Below are 19094 nucleotides of genomic sequence, written 5' to 3' on the forward strand. Positions count from 1 at the left end.
GACTAAGCATGAGAATACTGATCATTGGCCCCAGCTGGGTCGGCGACATGGTGATGGCGCAGACCTTGTTCCAGTGCCTGAAACAGCAGCACCCCGACTGCGTGATCGACGTGCTGGCCCCCGAGTGGAGCCGGCCGATCCTCGAACGCATGCCTGAAGTGCGCCAGGCCTTGAGCTTCCCGCTCGGCCACGGTGCATTGGAACTGGCTACGCGGCGCCGCATCGGCAAGTCCCTGGCTGGCCAGTACGACCAGGCCATCCTGCTGCCCAACTCGCTGAAGTCGGCCCTGGTGCCGTTCTTCGCCGGCATCCCCAAACGTACCGGCTGGCGCGGCGAAATGCGCTTTGGCCTGCTCAACGACGTGCGCAAGCTGGACAAGGCCCGCTACCCGCTGATGATCGAGCGCTTCATGGCGCTGGCCTACGCGCCCGGTGCCGAGTTGCCGCAGCCGTACCCGCGCCCCAGCCTGCAGATCGAAGCACCAAGCCGCGAAGCCGCCCTGGCCAAGTTCGGCCTGGAACTGGACCGCCCGGTGCTGGCGCTGTGCCCCGGTGCCGAGTTCGGCGAAGCCAAGCGCTGGCCGGCCGAGCACTATGCTGCCGTGGCCGATGCAATGATCCGCCAGGGCTGGCAGGTGTGGCTGTTCGGCTCGAAGAACGACCACCCGGTCGGCGAGCAGATCCGCGACCGGCTGATTCCGGGGTTCCGTGAAGAATCGTCCAACCTGGCCGGCGAAACCTCGCTGGCCGAGGCCATCGACCTGATGTCCTGCGCGAATGCCGTGGTGTCCAACGACTCCGGGTTGATGCACGTGGCGGCCGCGCTGAACCGGCCGCTGGTGGCGGTGTACGGCTCGACCTCGCCTGGCTTCACCCCGCCGCTGGCCGAGCAGGTGGAGGTGGTGCGCACCGGTATCGAGTGCAGCCCATGCTTTGACCGTACCTGCCGCTTCGGCCACTACAACTGCCTGCGCCTGCTGGAACCGGGCAAAGTCATCGCCGCCCTGCACAGCCTGAGCGGGCCGGACCTGATCGATACCGTGGCCGAGGTCGACTAAGTGCGGGTACTGATCATCAAGACTTCGTCGCTGGGGGATGTGATTCACACCCTGCCGGCGCTTACCGATGCCGCCCATGCCATCCCGGGCATCCGTTTCGACTGGGTGGTGGAAGAAGGCTTTGCCGAAATCCCCAGCTGGCACCCGGCGGTCGACCAGGTTATCCCGGTGGCTATCCGCCGCTGGCGCAAGAACCTCTGGCAAACCCTCAAGAGCGGCGAGTGGCGGGCGTTCAAGAAGCGTGTGCGCGAGCGCAAGTACGACTTGGTGATCGACGCCCAGGGCCTGGTCAAGTCGGCTTGGCTGACCCGCTACGTGAAGGCCCCGGTCGCTGGCCTGGACCGCTACTCGGCCCGCGAAGGCTGGGCCAGCCGTTTCTATGACCGGCCGCTGTCGGTGGCCACCGGGCAACACGCGGTAGAGCGGGTGCGCCAGCTGTTCGCCATGGCTCTGGCTTATGACCTGCCGGAAGGCATCGGCAACTACGGCCTGGACCTCGACCGCCTGCAACTGCCGCCGGCTGCGCCTTATGTGGTGTTCCTGCATGGCACCACCTGGGCCACCAAGCACTGGCCTGAGGCCTACTGGCGTGAGCTGGCCGAGCGCATGGGCCGGCGCAAGCTGGAAGTGCGCCTGCCGTGGGGCAACCCGGCCGAGAAGGCACGGGCCGAGCGCATTGCCCAGGGCTTGAACAACTGCCAGGTGCTCCCCAAATTGAACCTTGTCGGCGTCGCACGTGTGCTGGCGGCGGCAAAAGCCTGCGTGGCGGTCGATACCGGCCTTGGCCACCTGGCGGCGGCACTCGATGTGCCGACCATTTCGCTGTTTGGCCCGACAAACCCGGGCCTGACTGGCGCCTACGGACGGACCCAGATTCACCAGGCCAGTGACTGGCCTTGCGCTCCCTGCCTGCAGAAAAAGTGCACCTATAAACCGAGCGCCGATGACCTGGCCCGGTTTGATCTGAAACGCGAGTGGCCGCTGTGCTTCACTCGCCTGAATCCCGAGCATGTGGCGAGCCGCTTGAGCGCGTTGCTGCTGGCTGAGGATGTCCGTTGATGCAACTGGCTTTCGTACTTTACAAATATTTCCCTTTTGGCGGGCTGCAGCGCGACTTCATGCGCATTGCCCTGGAATGCCAGAAGCGGGGCCACCAGATCCGTGTCTACACGCTGATCTGGGAGGGTGATATTCCGCCGGGCTTCGAAGTGCTGGTGGCGCCGGTGAAGGCGATCTTCAACCACCGTCGCAACGAGAAGCTCAGTGCCTGGATGGCCGCCGACCTGGCCAAGCGCCCGGTCGACCGCCTGATCGGCTTCAACAAGATGCCGGGGCTGGACGTGTACTACGCCGCCGACGGCTGCTTCGAAGACAAGGCGCAAACCCTGCGTGGTGGCCTTTACCGCCGCTGGGGCCGCTACCGGCACTTTGCCGAGTACGAGCGTGCGGTGTTCGCCAAGGACGCACATACCGAAGTGCTGATGATTTCCGAAGTGCAGCAGCCGCTGTTCATCAAGCATTACGGCACCCCGCCAGAGCGCTTCCACCTGCTGCCACCGGGTATTTCCCAGGACCGCCGCGCGCCGGCCAACGCCGCCGAAATCCGCGCCGAGTTCCGCAAGGAATTCAACCTGGGCGATGACGACCTGCTGCTGGTGCAGATTGGCTCGGGCTTCAAGACCAAGGGTGTGGACCGCAGCCTCAAGGCCTTGGCCGCGCTGCCTTCGGCCCTGCGCAAGCGCACCAGACTGATGGTGATCGGCCAGGACGACCCCAAGGTGTTCCAGCTGCAAAGCGCCGCCCTGGGCCTGGGCGATCAGGTGCAGTTCCTCAAGGGGCGCAGCGATATCCCGCGCTTCCTGCTGGGCCCCGACCTGTTGATTCACCCGGCCTATAACGAGAACACCGGTACGGTGCTGCTCGAAGCGCTGGTGGCCGGCTTGCCGGTGCTGGTGTCCAGGGTGTGCGGCTACGCGCATTACATTGCCGAGGCCGACAGTGGCCTGGTGCTGGACGAGCCGTTCGAGCAGGAGCAGCTCAACGGCTACCTCCAGCGCATGCTCGAAGACCCGCAGGCCCGCGCCAGCTGGTCGCGCAACGGCCTGGCATTTGCTGAAACCGCTGATCTGTACAGCATGCCGCAGCATGCTGCCGACGTGATCCTGGGGCAGAAAACCGCATGAAGCTGATACTGGGCGAACCCTTCAAACGCCTGTGGGCCGGGCGTGACGCCTTCGACGCCGTAGAGGCGCTGCAAGGCGAGGTCTATCGCGAGCTGGAAGGGCGCCGCACGCTGCGCACCGAGGTGGCTGGCGAGGGCTTTTTCGTCAAGATCCACCGCGGCATCGGCTGGGGCGAGATCTTCAAGAACCTGTTCACCGCCAAGCTGCCGGTGCTCGGCGCCGGCCAGGAATGGCAGGCCATCCAGCGCCTGCACGATGTGGGCGTGCCGACCATGACCGCAGTCGCCTACGGCGAGCGCGGCAGCAACCCGGCCACGCAGCACTCGTTCATCATTACCGAGGAACTGGCGCCGACCATCAGCCTGGAAGACTTCAGCATCGACTGGGTCAAACAGCCGCCCGAGCCGCGCCTGAAGCGTGCGCTGATCGCCGAAGTGGCGAAGATGACCGGCGGCATGCACCGCGCCGGGGTCAACCACCGCGACTGCTACATCTGCCACTTCCTGCTGCACACCGACCGCCCTGTGACGGCGGATGACTTCAAGCTGTCGGTGATCGACCTGCACCGCGCGCAAACCCGGGCGACAATCAGCCGTCGCTGGCGCGACAAGGACCTGGCCGCGCTGTACTTCTCGGCGCTGGACATCGGCCTGACCCAGCGCGACAAGCTGCGTTTCCTGCGCGGTTACTTCCAGCGCCCGCTGCGGCAAATCCTCAAGGACGAAGCCGCGCTGCTCGCCTGGCTGGAGCGCAAGGCGCAGAAACTCTACGACCGCAAGCAACGCTATGGGGATGCACTCTGATGGCGAGTTGGACACTGGCGCTGGGTTATGAACACCTGGCGGCGGACTTCGGCAGCCTCGATGCAGTCTTTGCCGTTCAAGGCGAACGCCTGACCCGCGACCCGCTGAGCGAGGTGGTGCGCATCGAGCGTGACGGGGTCAACTACTACGTCAAACGCTATACCGGCGCCGGCAAGCACATGCGCCGCTACCTGGGCCGGCCACGCATCAAGGCCGAATGGCAGAACCTCAAGCAGTTCGCCAAGTGGGGCATTCCCACCGCCGAAGTGGTGGCCTGGGGCCTGGAGCGCAATGGCCTGGCTTTTGGCCGCGGGGCGATGATCACCCGCGAGTTGCCCAACACCGAAGACTTGTCGGCACTGGCCGAGCGTAACGATGCGCGCTTGGGCGACCGCGCCTGGGTCGACCATATCAGCCGGCAGCTGGCTCACCATACCCGGGTGATGCACGAACACCGCTTTGCCCATAACGACCTGAAATGGCGCAACCTGCTGGTCGATGACCAGGGCACGCTATTCTTCATCGACTGCCCCACCGGCGACTTCTGGCGCGGCTTCATGTGGCGGCACCGGATGATCAAGGACCTGGCGTGCCTGGACAAAGTGGCCAAATACCACCTGTCGGCCACCCAGCGCCTGCGCTTCTACCTGCAATACCGTGGCCGCGACCGGCTGAATGTGCGCGACAAGAAGCGCATTCGCCAGGTACTGGGCTTTTTCGAGGGAAGGGAATGACCGATTACCTGGCCAGCGCAGACCTCGCGCTGCTCAAACGCCATGGCCTGGACGACTTCGAGGCGCTGTGGGCGCTGCAACTGGACGCCGTGGACGAGCCCAACACCGGCCGGGGCGGCTGGAGTAGCGTGTTCCGCCTGGAACTCGAAGGCAAGGGCTACTACCTCAAGCGCCAGAGCGACTACCTGACCCGCACCCTGCACCGGCCGTTCGGCGAGCCGACCTTCGCCCGCGAATTCCGCAATATCAGCCGTTACCAGAAGCTGCACATTCCGGCCTTGCAGGCGGTGTTCTATGGTGAGCGCAAGCAGGGCGGCAAACACCGGGCCATCCTGATGACTCGCGCTCTGGACGAGTGGGCCGACCTCGACAGCCTGCTGGCGCAGTGGTCGCAGCTGGGTGACGCCGAACGCACAGGCATCCTGCAGGGCTGTGGCCGGCTGGCGCGCACCCTGCACAGCGCCGGCCAGGTGCATGGCTGCTTCTACCCCAAGCACATCTTCCTGCGCCAGCGCCGCGAAGGGTGGGATGCGCAATTGATCGACCTGGAAAAGACCCGGCCGCTGCTGTTCGGCATGCGTGACCGGCTCAAGGACCTGGAGCCGCTGCTGCGCCGCGCCCAGGCCTGGAGCGAGCAGGATGTGCGTACCCTGCTGGCCACATACCTGGCGCAGCCAGCCGATGGCTCGCTGGTCAATACCTGGCTGCAACGCCTGACGCAACGCCGTCGTGAAAAAGAGGCCCGCTGATGCGTTTGTCTGAACTGAAGAATGCCGGGCGCAGCCCGTCGTTGCCGCTGAGCATTACCTTGGCCGATGCCGCTGGCAGCGCCGACCTGCAACTGCTCAGCCTGCTGCGTGTGTTGCCGGGCCAGCGCTATGTTGGCGCCGGCGTTTGGCGCGGTACCCCGGTGCTGGCCAAACTGCTGGTCGGTGGTAACGCTGCCCGGCATTTCCAGCGTGAACTGCAGGGCGTGAAGCTGTTGGCCGAGCAGGGCCTGACCACGCCCAAGCTGCTGGCCGACGGCCTCAAGGAAGGCGAGGGCGGCTGGCTGCTGTTCGAGTTCCTCGACGGCGCCGAAAGCCTGGCCGATGCCTGGGCCGCGGTGGAAAACCTGCCGGTGCTGGCCGACGAGCAGCACCTGGTACTGGGCGAGGCACTGACTGCAGTGGCGCACATGCATGCCCAGGGCCTGTGGCAGGAAGACCTGCACCTGGACAACCTGCTGCGCCATGGCGGCAAGCTGTACCTGATCGACGGCGCCGGCATCAAGGCCGAAACCCCGGGCCAGCAGCTGTCGCGGCAGCGCGTCCTGGAAAACCTAGGCGTATTCTTCGCCCAGTTGCCCAAGCGCCTGGAGCCGTTCATCGAAGAATTGCTGGTGCATTACCTGTTGGCCAATGCCGAGCACGCGCTACCGCTGGAAGCCCTGCAGAAGCAGGTCGACAAGGTGCGCAGCTGGCGGCAGAAGGACTACCTGGAGAAGGCCGGCCGCGAATGCAGCCTGTTCAGTGTCGAGCGTAGCCTGTCCGGCTTGCGGGCGATCCGTCGCAAAGAGGTGGACGCCATGCTGCCTGTGCTGGAACAGGCGGATGCACTGATCGACAAGGGACATTTATACAAGACCGGTGGTGCCGCCAGCGTGGCGCGTATCGAGGTCAACGGCCGCAAGCTGGTACTCAAACGCTACAACATCAAGAACACCGCTCACTGGTTCAAGCGCTTCTGGCGCCCGAGCCGGGCCTGGCATTCGTGGATTGAAGGGCACCGCCTGGAATTTCTCGACATCGCGACTCCACGCCCGCTGGCGGTGCTGGAGCAGCGGGTGATGGGCCTGCGCAGCCGCGCCTACCTGGTCACCGAGTATGTCGATGGCCCGGACCTGACCGCATGCTTCGCGCCCTTCGTGGAGAACGGCGATGCCCCCGAAGAACAGGTCGATGCCTTGGTGCATGTCATGCAACAGCTGATTCGCGAGCGTATCAGCCATGGGGACTTCAAGGGCCACAACCTGTTCTGGGACAACGGCCGGTGGTCGCTGATCGACCTCGACGCCATGTGCCAGCACGCCACCCAGCTGAGCTTTGCCCCGGCCTACGCCCGGGACCGCGCGCGCCTGTTGCGCAACTGGCCAAGTGGCAGTGCTTTGTATCAGCGCCTGGACAGGCTGCTGCCCAGGCTGGGCGAGTAATCCGCCGGCAACGCCAGCCAGTCGCTGCCGCGGCCGGTCTGGCGCAGGCGGATGCGCCATTCACCGTCTTGTCGGCGCAGCACGGCCCAGGCCGCCGCAGCGCCGGCGATGGCGTCTGGAATGATCAAGTGGTAATGGCTGGCCAGCAGGTGGCGCCGCACAGGCAGTTGCTGAGCCTGCAATTGCAGGTACAGGGTGGCGTTGTCCTGGAACAGGTCGGCTTCGTCTGCGACGGCATCGCCAGCCAGTGGGGAGACCGGTCGACATGCATCCAGCAGGTGCCGCACATCGGGTAACCCGTCGTACCACAACACCGGTGAGTCCACCACCCAGCTACCGTCGTCTCGGCGCTTCACCGGCAGTTTCAGATAGGCATAAGGCTGGTCTGGATCAGTGGCGCGCCAGCGTGTGCCGTCGAAACTGACATCGTAAAAGCGGTTTTGATTGTCGCGCACGAAGTAGCGCGACAGCCCTGGGCTGACTGATGAGCGTTCATAAACCGCCTCGCCGTGGGCGGCGTCGATGCGGTAGCGCAGCCTGGCGACGTCTGGCGCAGCCTCATAGTGTGCCGGCAAAGGAACCGGTGGTGGCTTCGGCAGCCCGCGCATGACCCTGCGCATCAGGCCGGACCCGGCCATCTCGTTCAGACCGGAGGTGGCGTGGCCCAACGCGGCAATGGCGTGGTGCAGTGCCGACGCGTGATCATCCTCATCAAAGGCTTCAAACCCGTCCCACAGCGAAATGCCCATGCGGCCGAACGCCAAGGCAATCTGCCCTGGCAGCGGTAGCACCAGGGTCACCATGTCCAGCAGCAGCCGCAGCACATTGACCGAAAACTCTCCGAGTAGCTCATGGTTGTCGCGTGTCACCTTGTCTGTGTGGGCCATGAGGCTGTGAACTTCGGCACGATATACCGCTTCATACAGGTTGCCCTCGATTGTCTGCAGCTTGATATGGCTACCCAGGCGGCCCTTGAGCAGCAGAGCTGTCAGCGATGCTTCGGCTAACAGCGGCAAGCGCTGGATGATGTAGGCGCGTAGGCGTTCATCGCTGCGCACCGCGCGGATCAGCGCCCTGGCATTTTCGTACTCCCGCCAGTAGCGGCGATCGGGTGCATCCGGGCAGTAGGCGACGATGCGCCTGGAATGCGCGGGAGAAACGAGCAGCAGTACGCCTTCCACGGTGTGGGACTGTACCAGTATCTGCTTGACGATGACCGGCTGCCCGTTGTGGGGCGTACGCGACTGGCTGTCAGGGCCATGGATGACCGTGCTGGCCCAGCTGTAGCCTTGCTCGTGCGGCTTTGCCAGAAAATGGCCAGCATAGCGCGCCTTCACCGCTTCGGCGTTCATGCGCGTGCGGTTGAGTTGGGCATGCGCTGCCTGGCGCCAGCGGCCCTCCGGCGATTCCAGTAGTTGCGTGCGCAAATAAGCCTGGTAGCCACTGCCGGCGTTCAGCCTGCGCACGATTTCCTTGACCCGAAGGGGCGTGAGTGCTGGCAGCGGGCTGTTGTCGCTAAGGTGAACGCGGGCGGTCAGCCAGTAATCGACGTCGAACCAGGCGATGTTGAGCAGCGCCAGGTCTTCGAGCCGATAGGTATGCCGTACCAGCTCGATGCTGTCACCCACCTGGGGTCGGCTGACAATCGGGATGTAGCTGGCCGTGCCGCCGGTGGGAAGCGGGTTGACGATAGGGCCGGTCTGCCGAGCCAGGGTGACACTGATGCGAATGTCTGCTGGGTCGGTATCCAGGCCAGGGTCGCGCTGCAGGAATTCGCGCAGTCTCTCCCTCACCCATGCTTGCAAGGAATGCCGTTGGTTGAATTGTTCCAGGGTGAGAATGCCTGGTGCGCTGGCGGCCTGGACGGCGGCCACCTGCTCCTGCAGGGCTTGCATGATGTGCGCTACCCCTTGCCTGGGTGTCGAGCGTAGCCAGTTGGGCAGGTGTTTTTCCAGAAGCAGGCCGTAGCGGGTAGCCAGCAGGCCGCGGCTGTTGACCGCCTGACGCATGTCCAGCGCGCGGGTCAGCGCTGCGTCCAGCTGGGTGATGTGGCGTTGCTTGCCTGTTTTCCAAGCCAAATGCCAGGCCTGCGAAAGACGTTTGCCCTGGGTGTCGCGGATACTTGCGACCTGCGCCTCGACCACGTCGTCAACGTACCAGTCATAACGCAAACGTTCGGCCTGGCGCGCACGCAGCTGATCAGCTGGCTCGACCAGCCATTTGACCAGGTGCTCGCCCTGCGCCGGGTCCTCCAGGCGCTCGCACAGTTCGGTGTGCATCTGTGCCAGGCTGTCGAAAGGCTCAAGCCCGTGGGCGTGGCTACACAGCAGCACCCGGCCGACCGCTTCGTGGTGTTCCAGCGCTCGCCCCTCGGGGCCGGTTTCAGTGAGCACCATGTACCCCGGCAGGTGGCGTCGCCAGTGGGGCGAGGCGGTGCTCAACAGCAGGCGGTAGACCTGAGGGCGCTCGGCCAGGGGCAGATGTCGGCGCTGCCACGGGCTGGGTAATTCCATGCAGGTGTGCAGCAGCCTGCCATGCTCGGCCGACAGGGTTTGATCGGCGCGGCGCAGGCGGACCTGGGCAGCCAGTTGGTCACGGTACCAGACCTCCAGGCGAACCTGGCGGCTTAAGCCCCTGGCGTCCCGTTCCTGCCAATAGCTGGCCAGGCGTGCGTGGTAACCCTGGCGCAGGGTTTGGCAAAAGCCTGCTATGTGCTCGTTGAACCGCTCTGGGAGATTGAGCAGGGGGGCATCTGCGTGCGCTGGCCGGGTGCCGGCCGGGACCCGAAAGTTACCCCCATCGAGCAGATGGGCACCGACCAGGTCGAGCAGGTTGTGGTTACCAAAGTTCAACCCCCTGGCTGTAAGCGTCAGGCCTGGAAACAGCTGGGCAAGGGTCCGGTCGAGCTGGTTTTCGATGCTGCCCACCGGCGGCAGCAACGCATCCAGTTGTTCGTCGAGTAATGTGAAGCGGGTAAGGTTGGCCATGGCCTTCTCCTGTTGCTGGAAGAAGGATGCTGCGCTGGCACACGCGGTGGTTTGTGTTAGTGGACTACCTCAGCGCCGGAGCAGGCCGCGAATCGACAGCCAGGCGGGTAGGCCCAAGCCCAGCCACGACAGTGCGTCCCAGGCGCCGTCGCCGAGCAGGGCGGTGCACAGGCCCGCCAGGCCCAGCAGTGCGATCAGCATAGGCCAGGCAAAGATGCGCGCGGTGGATCGTGACCGGTGGCTCATGCGCGGGCTTCCTTGCGTTTGCCGTGCTTGCCTAGCCACAGATAGAGCCCGCTGCTTAGCACGACAAGGGTCAGCACATCGAGCACCGCCCATAGAATCTGCATGGGCCGACCGCCGTAGTCGCCGAAGTGCAGCGGTTGCGACAGGCCCATGGCGTCCATGTACCAAGGGCGTTCGCCCACGGCGGTCACCTGCAGGGTACGGGCATCGATCAGCACTGGCGTGAACAAGTGCGAGCTCAGGTGCGTGGCGCCGTTCATGAACACCGCGTAGTGGTGCTCGCTGGAGAAGCGCGTGCCGGGGAAGGCGATGAAGTCCGGGCGCATGCCGGGGGCAGCCTGTTCGGCAATTGCCAGCAGGCGCGTGGCGGGTGCGCGCTCGGTGAGCGGCGGGGCATCGCGGTAGGGGGCAACCATGGCGGCCAGGCTGTCGTTGCGCCAGGCCGCGATGACCAGGTCGGACAGAGCGCTGATCACGCCAGTCACGCCTACCGTGAGTGCCCAGGCCAGGGTCACCACGCCGATCAGGTTGTGCAGGTCGAGCCAGCGCAGGCGGCGTGATTTCTCGTGGCGCACGGTGCCGAACTCCAGGCGGCGCATGAACGGTGCATAGAGCACGGTGCCGGAGACGATCGCGACGATGAACAGCACGCCCATGAACGCCAGCAGCAGTTTGCCGGGCAGGCCGGCAAACATGTCCACATGCAGGCGCAGCATCAGCATCATGAAGCCGCCGTTGGCCGCCGGCATGGCCACCGCCTCGCCGGTGCGCGCGTCGAGCATGAAGGTGTGCGACAGGTTGGGGTCGGTACCGGCGGTGGCCGCGGTAATGGCGACCACGCCGTTGGGTTCGTCTTCGTCGTAGCCGAAGTACTGCATGACCTCGCCGGGGCGGTGCTGCTCGGCTTTGAGCACCAGCTGCTGCAGGTCGAGGTGCGGGGTGCCTGCCGGCATTTCACGCAGTTCGGGCGCGTCACCGAGCAGGTGTTCGAGTTCGTGGTGGAAGATCAGCGGCAGGCCGGTGACTGCCAGCAACAGCAGGAACAGGGTGCAGACCAGGCTGCTCCAGGTGTGGATCACGGACCAGCGGCGGATGGTGGGGCTTTTCATCACGGTACCGATTTTCTTGTCTGTCAGCAGCCCTGCTTTCTGCTTGGGCTGTGTGGGAGCGGGCTTGCCCCGCGAAGGGGGCAGCGCGGTGTATGGCACCGGCTACGCCGGTGTTCGCGGGGCAAGCCCGCTCCCACAACGGCCCCCGCTCACTCAGAACTTGTAATTGACACTGGCTACCACATTGCGTTCGTCGCCGTAGTAGCACCAGTAACCGTCGCAGTTCGACAGATACTCTTTGTTAAACAGGTTCTTTGCTTCCACCGCTACGGTCAGGCCTTTCATGCTGTTGTCCAGGCGGCCCATGTCGTAATGCACTGAGGCATCGTATACCGTGTATGAACCCACATGACCCAGCTCGGTGTTGGCGGTATTGCCGTAGGTATCCCCCACATAGCGCACACCGCCGCCTATGCCAAAACCGTCCAGCGGGCCGCTATTCCAGGTGTAGTCGGCCCACAAGGTTGCCTGGTTGCGCGGGATTAGCGCCATGCGATTACCTTTGTCATCACCCTTGAGAATTTCGGTGTCGGTATAGGTGTACGAAGCGATTGCCTTAAGGTTCTCGGTGAAGTGGGTGGACGCTTCCAGTTCCAGGCCGCGAACTTGCAATTCGCCGACCTGACGGGTGATGCTGCCTTCGGTGACGCTGACGTTCTGCTGTTTCAGGTCATACACTGCCGCAGTTAGCAGTGTGTCTGTCCCGACGGGCTGATACTTCACACCCACTTCGTACTGACGGCCTTCAGTAGGCTCAAACGATTGCGTGGAGTTGACGTTTGCTCCACTGGCTGGCTGGAACGACTCGGTATACGAGAAGTACGGCGTGATGCCGTTGTCGAATACGTAACTCAGGCCGACGTTGCCGCTGAAGGCTTTATCGCGCTGGGTATTGGTTGCGTCGTTACTGTTGTGGAACACCGTGCCAGTGTGAATCCAGTCTTCACGCCCACCCAGGGTCAGGCGCCAATTATCGAGCGCCATCTGGTCCTGGATATAGGCACCCGTCTGGTGTGTTTTTTGTTGGAAGTCCTGCATGGCGAAGTAAGTAACGTTCGACAGTTCGGCGCCATACACCGGGCGGTTGACGTTGATCGGTGGCACGCCCATACCATACAGCCACTGATAGTTTGTATTCGAACGCTGGTGATCCAGACCCAGCAGCAATGTGTGGCTGATGTCACCGGTTTGGAAGTCGGCCTGGAAGTTGTTGTCGACGGCGAACTGGCTGATGTCTTCATTGACAATGCCCGACTCGCGATTGACGTTGCCATCGGCATCAATGCTGTTGAACGTCGCAACCTGCACCGCCTGGAACGACAAATCGCTCTTCGTGTAACGCAGGTTCTGACGGAACTGCCAAGTATCGTTCAGACGTTGTTCGAAGGCATAGCCCAACGCGTAATAGGTACGGTCATAGAAGTCCCAGTCCGGTTCGCCCAGGTTCTTGTGATGGGAAATCTTGCCCGTAGGGCCGTCCAATTTGGTGCCTTGCAGCGGCAGGAACTGGCCGGTGATACCGGTATCGTCCCGGGTGTACTGCGAGATGAAGGTCAACTTGGTATCGTCGTCGATGTTCCAAGTCAGGCTGGGTGCGATGTTGTATCGCTTGTCTGGAATGTGATCGATGGGTGAATTGCTGTCACGCACCACGCCACTTACGCGGTAAAGGAACTTGCCTTCGTCGTCGATCTTGCCGGTGCTGTCGAAGTTAATCTGCTTGTGTTCATTGCTACCCACCTGAGCTTCGACCTGGTGTGCACTTTCAAGCTGTGGGCGGCGGCTGACCATGTCGAGCATGCCGCCCGGTGGCGTCTGGCCATATACCGACGACGCAGGGCCGCGGAGTACGGTAATGCGTTCGAGGTTCCACGGCTCGACCTTGGGGTTGGCGAACGATCCCTTGGGTAGCGGCAGACCATCAAGGAACTGGGTTGGGTCGAAACCGCGCACCCGCAGCCAGTCGGCACGGGAGTCCGAACCGTAGCCGCTGCTTTGCACGCCCGCCGTGTAACGCAGGGCATCATTCAGGTTGAGTACTTGGCGATCATCCAGTTGTTGACGGGTTATCACGGTCATCGAACGTGGTGTTTCGACGATTGGTGTGTCGGTTTTGGTGCCAGCAGCAGTGCGCGTGGCCACGTAACCGCTTGAGGCGCCCCAGGCGCTTTCATAGTTGGAATTGGCATTGATCGCTGTCTCCGGCAGCGCCAGTGTCCCCTCCGGCGTCGCCACCAGGCTGTAGCTGCCGACGCTGCTTTGTTGCAACTGCAAACCCGTGCCGCGCAGGGCGGCTTGCAGGGCGTCGAGGCCGTCGTACTGGCCGTTCACCGGCGCCGAGGTGCGGCCGCTGACCAGTGCCGGGTCGATGGCCAGGGCAATGCCGGCTTGGCTGGCGATCTGGTTCAGGGTCGTGGCCAGGGGGGCGCTTGGCAGGTTGTAGGCGCGCGGAGCGGACTGCTCGGCGGCGACCAGGACAGGGCTGATCAGCGGTGTGGCCACGGCGATGGCCAGGGCCATCAGGCTGGGGCGCAGGATACGATCAACGGCACGGGACATGCGGCGGTTCCTCGACGGGTAAGTACTTGCTGCATCCTTGCCGAGCGAGATTTGAAAAGTGACAGGGCGAATCTGAAAAATGTTGAGAATTATTTGAGCTGGGGTTTTGCCTGTGCCGGCCTATTCGCGGGTAAACCCGCTCCTACAACGGATAGAGATCCTTGTAGGAGCGGGTTTTACCCGCGAATAGGCCTGGACAGGACTACTTGGGAATGACCTTCACCCACCACTGGGTATGCCGCTCGATCTTCACCGGCAAGGCCGGCACCAGCGACGCCAGCGCCAGGTCGGTGTCGGTCAGCGGGAAGCTGCCAGTCACGCGCAGGTTGGCGACCTTTTCGTCTACCCCGAGGTAGCCGCTGCGGTACTTGCCCAGCGCGGCCAGCAGGTCGCCCAGGCGCACGTCGTCCACCACCAGCATGCCGCGGGTCCAGGCATCGGCACCGGCCGGTACGGTACCGACCCGGCCCAGGCCGTTGGCGCTCATCAGCACCTGCTGGCCTTCGCGCAGCACCTGTTCGTCGCCACTGTTGTGCGGCATGGCGGCAACCGAGGCTTGCAGCACTTCCAGGCGCGTGCCGTGTGCTTCACGGCGTACCAGGAAGCGCGTGCCCAACGGCCGCAGGCGGCCATCGTCGGTGCGCACCAGCAGCGGGCGTGGGTCTTGGTGGCCGGTTTCGACCGAGATTTCGCCCTGGTGCAGCACAATCACCCGCTGCTCGCCGGCGTAGTCGATGTCCACGGCGGTGTGGGTGTTCAGGCTCAGCAGGGTGCCGTCTTCCAGGCGCAGGGTGCGCAGTTCACCGGTAGCGGTGCGCTGGTCGGCCAGCCAGTAGCTGGGCGCCAGCGACGGTGCGCCGACCCAGGCCAGCAGCGAACCGAGCAGGAACATGCCGGCCAGGCCTCCACCGACCTTGCCGATGCGCCGACGCAGGCTGACCCGTGATTGCAGCAGGGCCTGGCGTGCCGGGCCGGCAGCTGCGCTGACGCGTTGGTCCATGGCGCCGAGCTGGCGCCAGGCGCGCGCGTGCTCCTCGCTGGCGGCATGCCAGCGCATGAATTCACCGCGCTCATCGGGCGTGCCGCTGGCGTCGTCGAGGCTGAGTTTCCAGGCGATGGCGGCTTCCAGTACCTGTGATGAAACCGGTGCGTTGCTCACGTCGGCTCCCCGTACAGCGCCACATAGCACTGGCGCATGCCTTGGGCGAGGTACTGGCGCACGCGCGATACCGAAACGCCCAGGCGCTCGGCGATTTCGGCGTGGCCCATGCCGTCCAGGCGGTTGTGCAGGAATGCCGCGCGGGCTTTGCTCGACAGCTTGCCGAGCAGGCGGTCGATGGCCTTGAGGTCTTCGAGGATCAGGTGTTGCACTTCTGGCGAGGGGTGTTCGGCTTCCGGGATCAGTGCCAATTCCGCCAGGTAGGCCTGCTCCAGCGCGGCGCGGCGAAAGTGGTCGAACATCAACCCTTTGGCCACGGCGGCGAGGAATGCGCGGGGTTCGCGGGGCGTGTCCAGCTGCTCGCGGCCAAGCAGGCGCACGAACGTGTCCTGGCTCAGGTCTTCGGCACGTTGCCGGCAGGCCATGCTGCGTTGCAGCCAGGCGAGCAGCCAGCCGCGGTGGTCGCGGTACAGCGTACCGACCAGATCGGCGTGTGGGCTGTGTGCTGAAGACAAGCAGCGTCCCCCCGGAACGTGTGCATTAACTAACGATAATTATTCGCGATTGTTGCAGAGGGAGGGGGGTGGGTGCAATGGACGCTTATCGGATTGCCATCATGGTTGGTGTATGGCTTGGGTCATGCAGCGCCCTACAACCCGTGACTCTGCACCTTGCGCCGCCGCCACCCGCGCAGCCGCTGCTCCAGCTGCAACGGGCTGTCCAGCTGCTGACGCCGGGCCTGGCTGAACAGGATCAGCGCCAGCTCGGCAGTTACCTGGGCATCGGCACTGGCATGGTGGCGCTCTTCCACCTGCAGGCCGAAGCGCGTCACCCAGTCATCCAGGCCGGCCTCACGCAACACGGTGTCGGGGTTGAGCATCGGCGCCAGCTCGGCCACATCCAGGAACGGCGACTGCAAGCGGTAACCCAGGCTCTCCTTCAGCGCCCGCGCCAGCATGCGCTGGTCGAAGGGGGCGTGAAACGCCAGCACCGGGCTTTCGCCAATGAAATCAAGTAAATCCAGCAACGCGTCGGCCGGGTCGCAACCGGCAGCCAGTGCGCTCGGCCCCAGCCCGTGAATCAGCACGCTGGCGTTGGTTTTCAGCAATGGCCGGCACAGGGTGCGCTCGAACTGTTGGGCAAAGTCGATGGCACCATCCTCAATGGCGACCGCGCCGATCGACAATACCTGGTCGCGGTTGGGGTTGAGCCCGCTGGTTTCCAGGTCCAGTACCACCCAGCGCTGCTCGCGCAAGCTGCATACACCCAGTGGCGCGGGCTTTGGCTGGCGTGCCAGGCGCTGGCGCGTCGCGTGGTCCAGCGCGGGCGTGTTGGGCCGCAGCCAGGCGAACAGGCTCATAGCTGGTACCGCAAGGCCAGGCTGCTTTGCAGGCGCTGGGCCTGGCGCAGCGACTCGCGCAGGATGCGCCGGTCGAGGTGGTTGAGGCTATCCGGGTCGAGCCGGTTGGAGTACGGCAGGTTGTCGCGGGTCTGGCGTTGGTGCTGCTGCATGCGGGTTTGCTGGATGAAGTGGTAGGCCTCCTCATAGGCCGCGCCGTCCAGCGGCTCTATCACGCCCTTGGCCACCAGCTGGCGCAGGCGTTCCAGGGTATTGCAGGCCCCGACACCATTGGCCAGGGCCAACAGACGGGCACCGTCGACGAAGGGGGTCAGGCCCTGGACCTTGAGGTCGAGGGTGGCGGCCTTGTCGTTGCCCTGGCGAGTCAGCACGAACTCGCGCAGGCGGCCCACCGGTGGGCGCTGGCGTAGGGCGTTGTCGGCCATCATGCGCTGGAAGATGCGGTTGTCGGCTACCTGCTGCAGCAGCCCTTGGCGCAGCTGTTCGCAACCTTGCTCGTCGCCCCAGACTACCCGCAGGTCAAAGTAGATACTCGAACCCAGCAGGTTTTCGGGGCTGGCTTCGCGAACAAAACCGGCAAAGCGCCGCGCCCATTCGCTGCGCGACAGGCAAAGCTCAGGGTTGCCGGCCATGACATTGCCCATGCACAGGGTGAAACCGCATTGGGCCAGGCACTGGTTGATGTACTGTGCCAGTGGCAACAGGCGGGCGCGGATGGCGTCGGCCTCGGTTTGGTCCACGGCTTCGAAAAGGATGCCGTTGTCCTGGTCGGTGTGCAGAGTCTGCTCGCGGCGCCCTTCGCTGCCAAAGCACAGCCAGCTGAACGGCACGCCCGGGTCGCCGCGTTCGGCCAGGGCCAGTTCGACCACGCGGCACACGGTGTGGTCGTTGAGCAGGGTGATAATTTGGGTAATCTGTGTAGACGACGCGCCGTGGGCGAGCATGCGCTCGACCAGTTGACTGATTTCGCCACGCAGCGAAACCAGGGTATCCAGGCGTGGCGCATGGCGAATGGTGCGCGCCAGGTGCACCAGGTCGACCCGCTGCAGGGAAAACAGGTCGCGCTCGGAAACCACCCCGCACAGGCGGCGGTTTTCCACCAGGCACACGTGGGCGATATGCCGCTCGGTCATGGCCATGGCGGCATCGAAGGCACTCGCCTGTGGGCTGAGGTAGAACGGCTTGGCGGTCATGTGCCGCTCGATCGGTGCGTGCAGGTCGGCATCTTCGGCAGCCACCACCTGGCGCAGGTCGCGCAGTGTGAAAATGCCGATGGGGTAACGCTGTGGGTCGATCACCACAATGCTACCCACCTGCTGCTCGTGCATCAGCCGCACGGCTTCGCGCAGCGGCGTATCGGCGCTGCACACCACCGGGTGACGCATGGCCAGCTCACCCAGCGGCGTGTTCAGCGAGTATTGGGTGCCAAGGGTTTCCACCGCGCGCTGGCGTACCTGCTGGTTAACCTGGTCAAGCAGGCTGCTGACCCCGCGCAAGGCAAAATCCCGAAACACTTCAGACATCGAGAACACGCGGATGAAGGCCGCCTTGTTCAATTGCAGGCAGAAGGTGTCTTCCCCGGCCAGGTGCTCGGTACGGGTAGCCCGCTCGCCCAGCAGTGCGGCCAGCGGGAAGCATTCGCCGCTGGTGATTTCGAAGGTGGTCTCGACCCCAGGCTTGAGCAGGTGCTGGCGCTCGCCAACCACCCGGCCCTGCTTGACGATATAGAAGTGCTCGACCGGGCCGTCGGCAGGCTTGACGATGCTTTCGCCGCAGGCATAGAAGCGCAGCTGGCATTGCTCGACCAGAAAGGCCAAGTGGCTGTGCTCCATCTGGTTGAACGGTGGAAAACGCTGCAAGAACTGCAGCGTGCCCTGGATGTTCTGCAGCACTGCCGTCCTGCCCGCCTGGCTGTAGGCGTCCTTTTTGCTCATGAAACTGACCGTATCGCTATGCCGAACTATATATATCTATATATAGGTGCCGGCCATGTTGTTCTCTGCCTCCATGGTCGGCTTGCGGCGGGGTGGTGCCCATTGGACGTAAGTCTATGAGCGCCCCTGTCAAATACCCGACGAAAGGCAAAACGGGTTACGCAAGTTCTGCGGTCCTACAGCTGAAGCGGAATTTTTTTTGACGAGATGAGCATGCCTGAGCACCGCGACATTTTAAGCGACGCCGAGCGCGAGGCATTGGCTTTGGTGAGTGCGCCTGTGGCGCCCAGTCCAGTGGTGCTGGTTGTCGATGACAACCCGGTGAACAGTGAAGCGCTCAAGCTGTACCTAAAGAGCAGGGGCATCGAGAGCATGACTGCTGACGGGGCCCAGGAGGCGATGCTCAAGCTGTATTACGAACCGCGCATTGCGCTGATGATTACCGACCTGCGCATGCAGCCCAACGATGGCTTGGAGTTGATCCGGCAGATTCGCGAGTCGGAGCGGGCGGCGTTGTCGATCATCGTGGTGTCGGGCGACACCGATGTGAAAGAGGCGGTGGACGTGATGCACCTGGGGGTGGTGGACTTTCTGCTCAAGCCGGTGGATCTGGACAAGCTGCTGGAGCTGGTGAAGAAAGAGTTGAAGATCGAGTAGTGCAGGAGTGGGGCTGCTTTGCAGCCCGATCGCGACACAAGGCCGCTCCTACAGGAGAATGCGTACCCTTGTAGGAGCGGCCTTGTGTCGCGATCGGGCCGCAAAGCGGCCCCC

At 64.0% G+C, this 19094-nt stretch carries 15 protein-coding genes and 1 pseudogene; 8 read left to right on the plus strand and 8 right to left on the minus strand.

The features are described 5' to 3' along the window. Positions 1-8: 8 nt before the first annotated feature. The 7 genes from waaF to ACIP02_RS12705 are packed head-to-tail and all read left to right on the plus strand — an operon-like array spanning position 9 to position 6969. Positions 9-1058: a lipopolysaccharide heptosyltransferase II gene (waaF, locus tag ACIP02_RS12675; RefSeq protein WP_400616909.1), complete on the plus strand. Its 1050-nt coding sequence runs from the start codon at positions 9-11 to the stop codon at positions 1056-1058. Then, entirely contained in the window at positions 1059-2117 is a 1059-nt protein-coding gene (waaC, locus tag ACIP02_RS12680) for a lipopolysaccharide heptosyltransferase I (RefSeq protein ID WP_400616911.1), read from the plus strand. It begins immediately after the preceding gene. Next, a complete protein-coding gene (locus ACIP02_RS12685; protein ID WP_400616913.1) occupies positions 2117-3241 on the plus strand; it encodes a glycosyltransferase family 4 protein in 1125 nt (374 codons plus the stop codon). The genes waaC and ACIP02_RS12685 overlap by 1 nt, the downstream gene beginning before the upstream one ends. Continuing rightward, positions 3238-4044: a lipopolysaccharide core heptose(I) kinase RfaP gene (gene rfaP / locus ACIP02_RS12690; protein ID WP_400616915.1), complete on the plus strand. Its 807-nt coding sequence runs from the start codon at positions 3238-3240 to the stop codon at positions 4042-4044. Before ACIP02_RS12685 ends, rfaP begins: the two co-directional genes overlap by 4 nt. Then, positions 4044-4778, plus strand: coding sequence for a lipopolysaccharide kinase InaA family protein (locus ACIP02_RS12695; RefSeq protein WP_400616917.1), 735 nt, complete (start codon positions 4044-4046; stop codon positions 4776-4778). Before rfaP ends, ACIP02_RS12695 begins: the two co-directional genes overlap by 1 nt. Continuing rightward, a complete protein-coding gene (locus tag ACIP02_RS12700; RefSeq protein ID WP_400616919.1) occupies positions 4775-5527 on the plus strand; it encodes a lipopolysaccharide kinase InaA family protein in 753 nt (250 codons plus the stop codon). The genes ACIP02_RS12695 and ACIP02_RS12700 overlap by 4 nt, the downstream gene beginning before the upstream one ends. Then, positions 5527-6969 carry a lipopolysaccharide kinase InaA family protein gene (locus ACIP02_RS12705; protein ID WP_400616921.1) on the plus strand — a complete coding sequence of 481 codons (1443 nt, stop codon included), beginning with the start codon at positions 5527-5529 and terminating at the stop codon, positions 6967-6969. Before ACIP02_RS12700 ends, ACIP02_RS12705 begins: the two co-directional genes overlap by 1 nt. Here ACIP02_RS12705 and ACIP02_RS12710 read toward each other — a convergent pair. The 8 genes from ACIP02_RS12710 to ACIP02_RS12745 all read right to left on the minus strand — a co-directional run bounded on the left by ACIP02_RS12710 (position 6930) and on the right by ACIP02_RS12745 (position 18323). After that, positions 6930-9956, minus strand: coding sequence for a dermonecrotic toxin domain-containing protein (locus ACIP02_RS12710; protein ID WP_400616923.1), 3027 nt, complete (start codon positions 9954-9956; stop codon positions 6930-6932). The two genes, ACIP02_RS12705 and ACIP02_RS12710, sit on opposite strands and share 40 nt — an antisense overlap. Positions 9957-10025: 69 nt before the next feature. Beyond that, on the minus strand, positions 10026-10202 hold the full coding sequence (locus ACIP02_RS12715; RefSeq protein WP_400616926.1) for a hypothetical protein: 177 nt from the start codon (positions 10200-10202) through the stop codon (positions 10026-10028). Next, positions 10199-11311, minus strand: a complete 1113-nt coding sequence (locus tag ACIP02_RS12720; protein ID WP_400616928.1) for a PepSY-associated TM helix domain-containing protein — start codon at positions 11309-11311, stop codon at positions 10199-10201. The genes ACIP02_RS12715 and ACIP02_RS12720 overlap by 4 nt, the downstream gene beginning before the upstream one ends. A 153-nt stretch (positions 11312-11464) precedes the next feature. Then, on the minus strand, positions 11465-13870 hold the full coding sequence (locus ACIP02_RS12725; protein WP_400616930.1) for a TonB-dependent siderophore receptor: 2406 nt from the start codon (positions 13868-13870) through the stop codon (positions 11465-11467). A 202-nt stretch (positions 13871-14072) separates the two neighbouring features. Beyond that, positions 14073-15029, minus strand: a complete 957-nt coding sequence (locus tag ACIP02_RS12730) for a FecR domain-containing protein (RefSeq protein ID WP_400616932.1) — start codon at positions 15027-15029, stop codon at positions 14073-14075. Next, the gene (locus ACIP02_RS12735) at positions 15026-15544 is read right to left on the minus strand and encodes an RNA polymerase sigma factor (RefSeq protein WP_400616934.1); all 519 of its coding nucleotides are present in this window, start codon (positions 15542-15544) and stop codon (positions 15026-15028) included. Before ACIP02_RS12735 ends, ACIP02_RS12730 begins: the two co-directional genes overlap by 4 nt. A 134-nt stretch (positions 15545-15678) precedes the next feature. Then, on the minus strand, positions 15679-16389 hold the full coding sequence (locus tag ACIP02_RS12740; protein ID WP_400616936.1) for a PolC-type DNA polymerase III: 711 nt from the start codon (positions 16387-16389) through the stop codon (positions 15679-15681). Further along, on the minus strand, positions 16386-18323 hold the full coding sequence (locus tag ACIP02_RS12745; RefSeq protein WP_400616939.1) for a putative nucleotidyltransferase substrate binding domain-containing protein: 1938 nt from the start codon (positions 18321-18323) through the stop codon (positions 16386-16388). The genes ACIP02_RS12740 and ACIP02_RS12745 overlap by 4 nt, the downstream gene beginning before the upstream one ends. Positions 18324-18439: 116 nt before the next feature. Here ACIP02_RS12745 and ACIP02_RS12750 point away from each other — a divergent pair. After that, positions 18440-18980: pseudogene (locus ACIP02_RS12750) on the plus strand (response regulator). Positions 18981-19094 lie beyond the last annotated feature (114 nt).

It is taken from the genome of Pseudomonas sp. NPDC089408 (assembly GCF_044749445.1).
In the GTDB taxonomy this organism is placed as follows: domain Bacteria; phylum Pseudomonadota; class Gammaproteobacteria; order Pseudomonadales; family Pseudomonadaceae; genus Aquipseudomonas.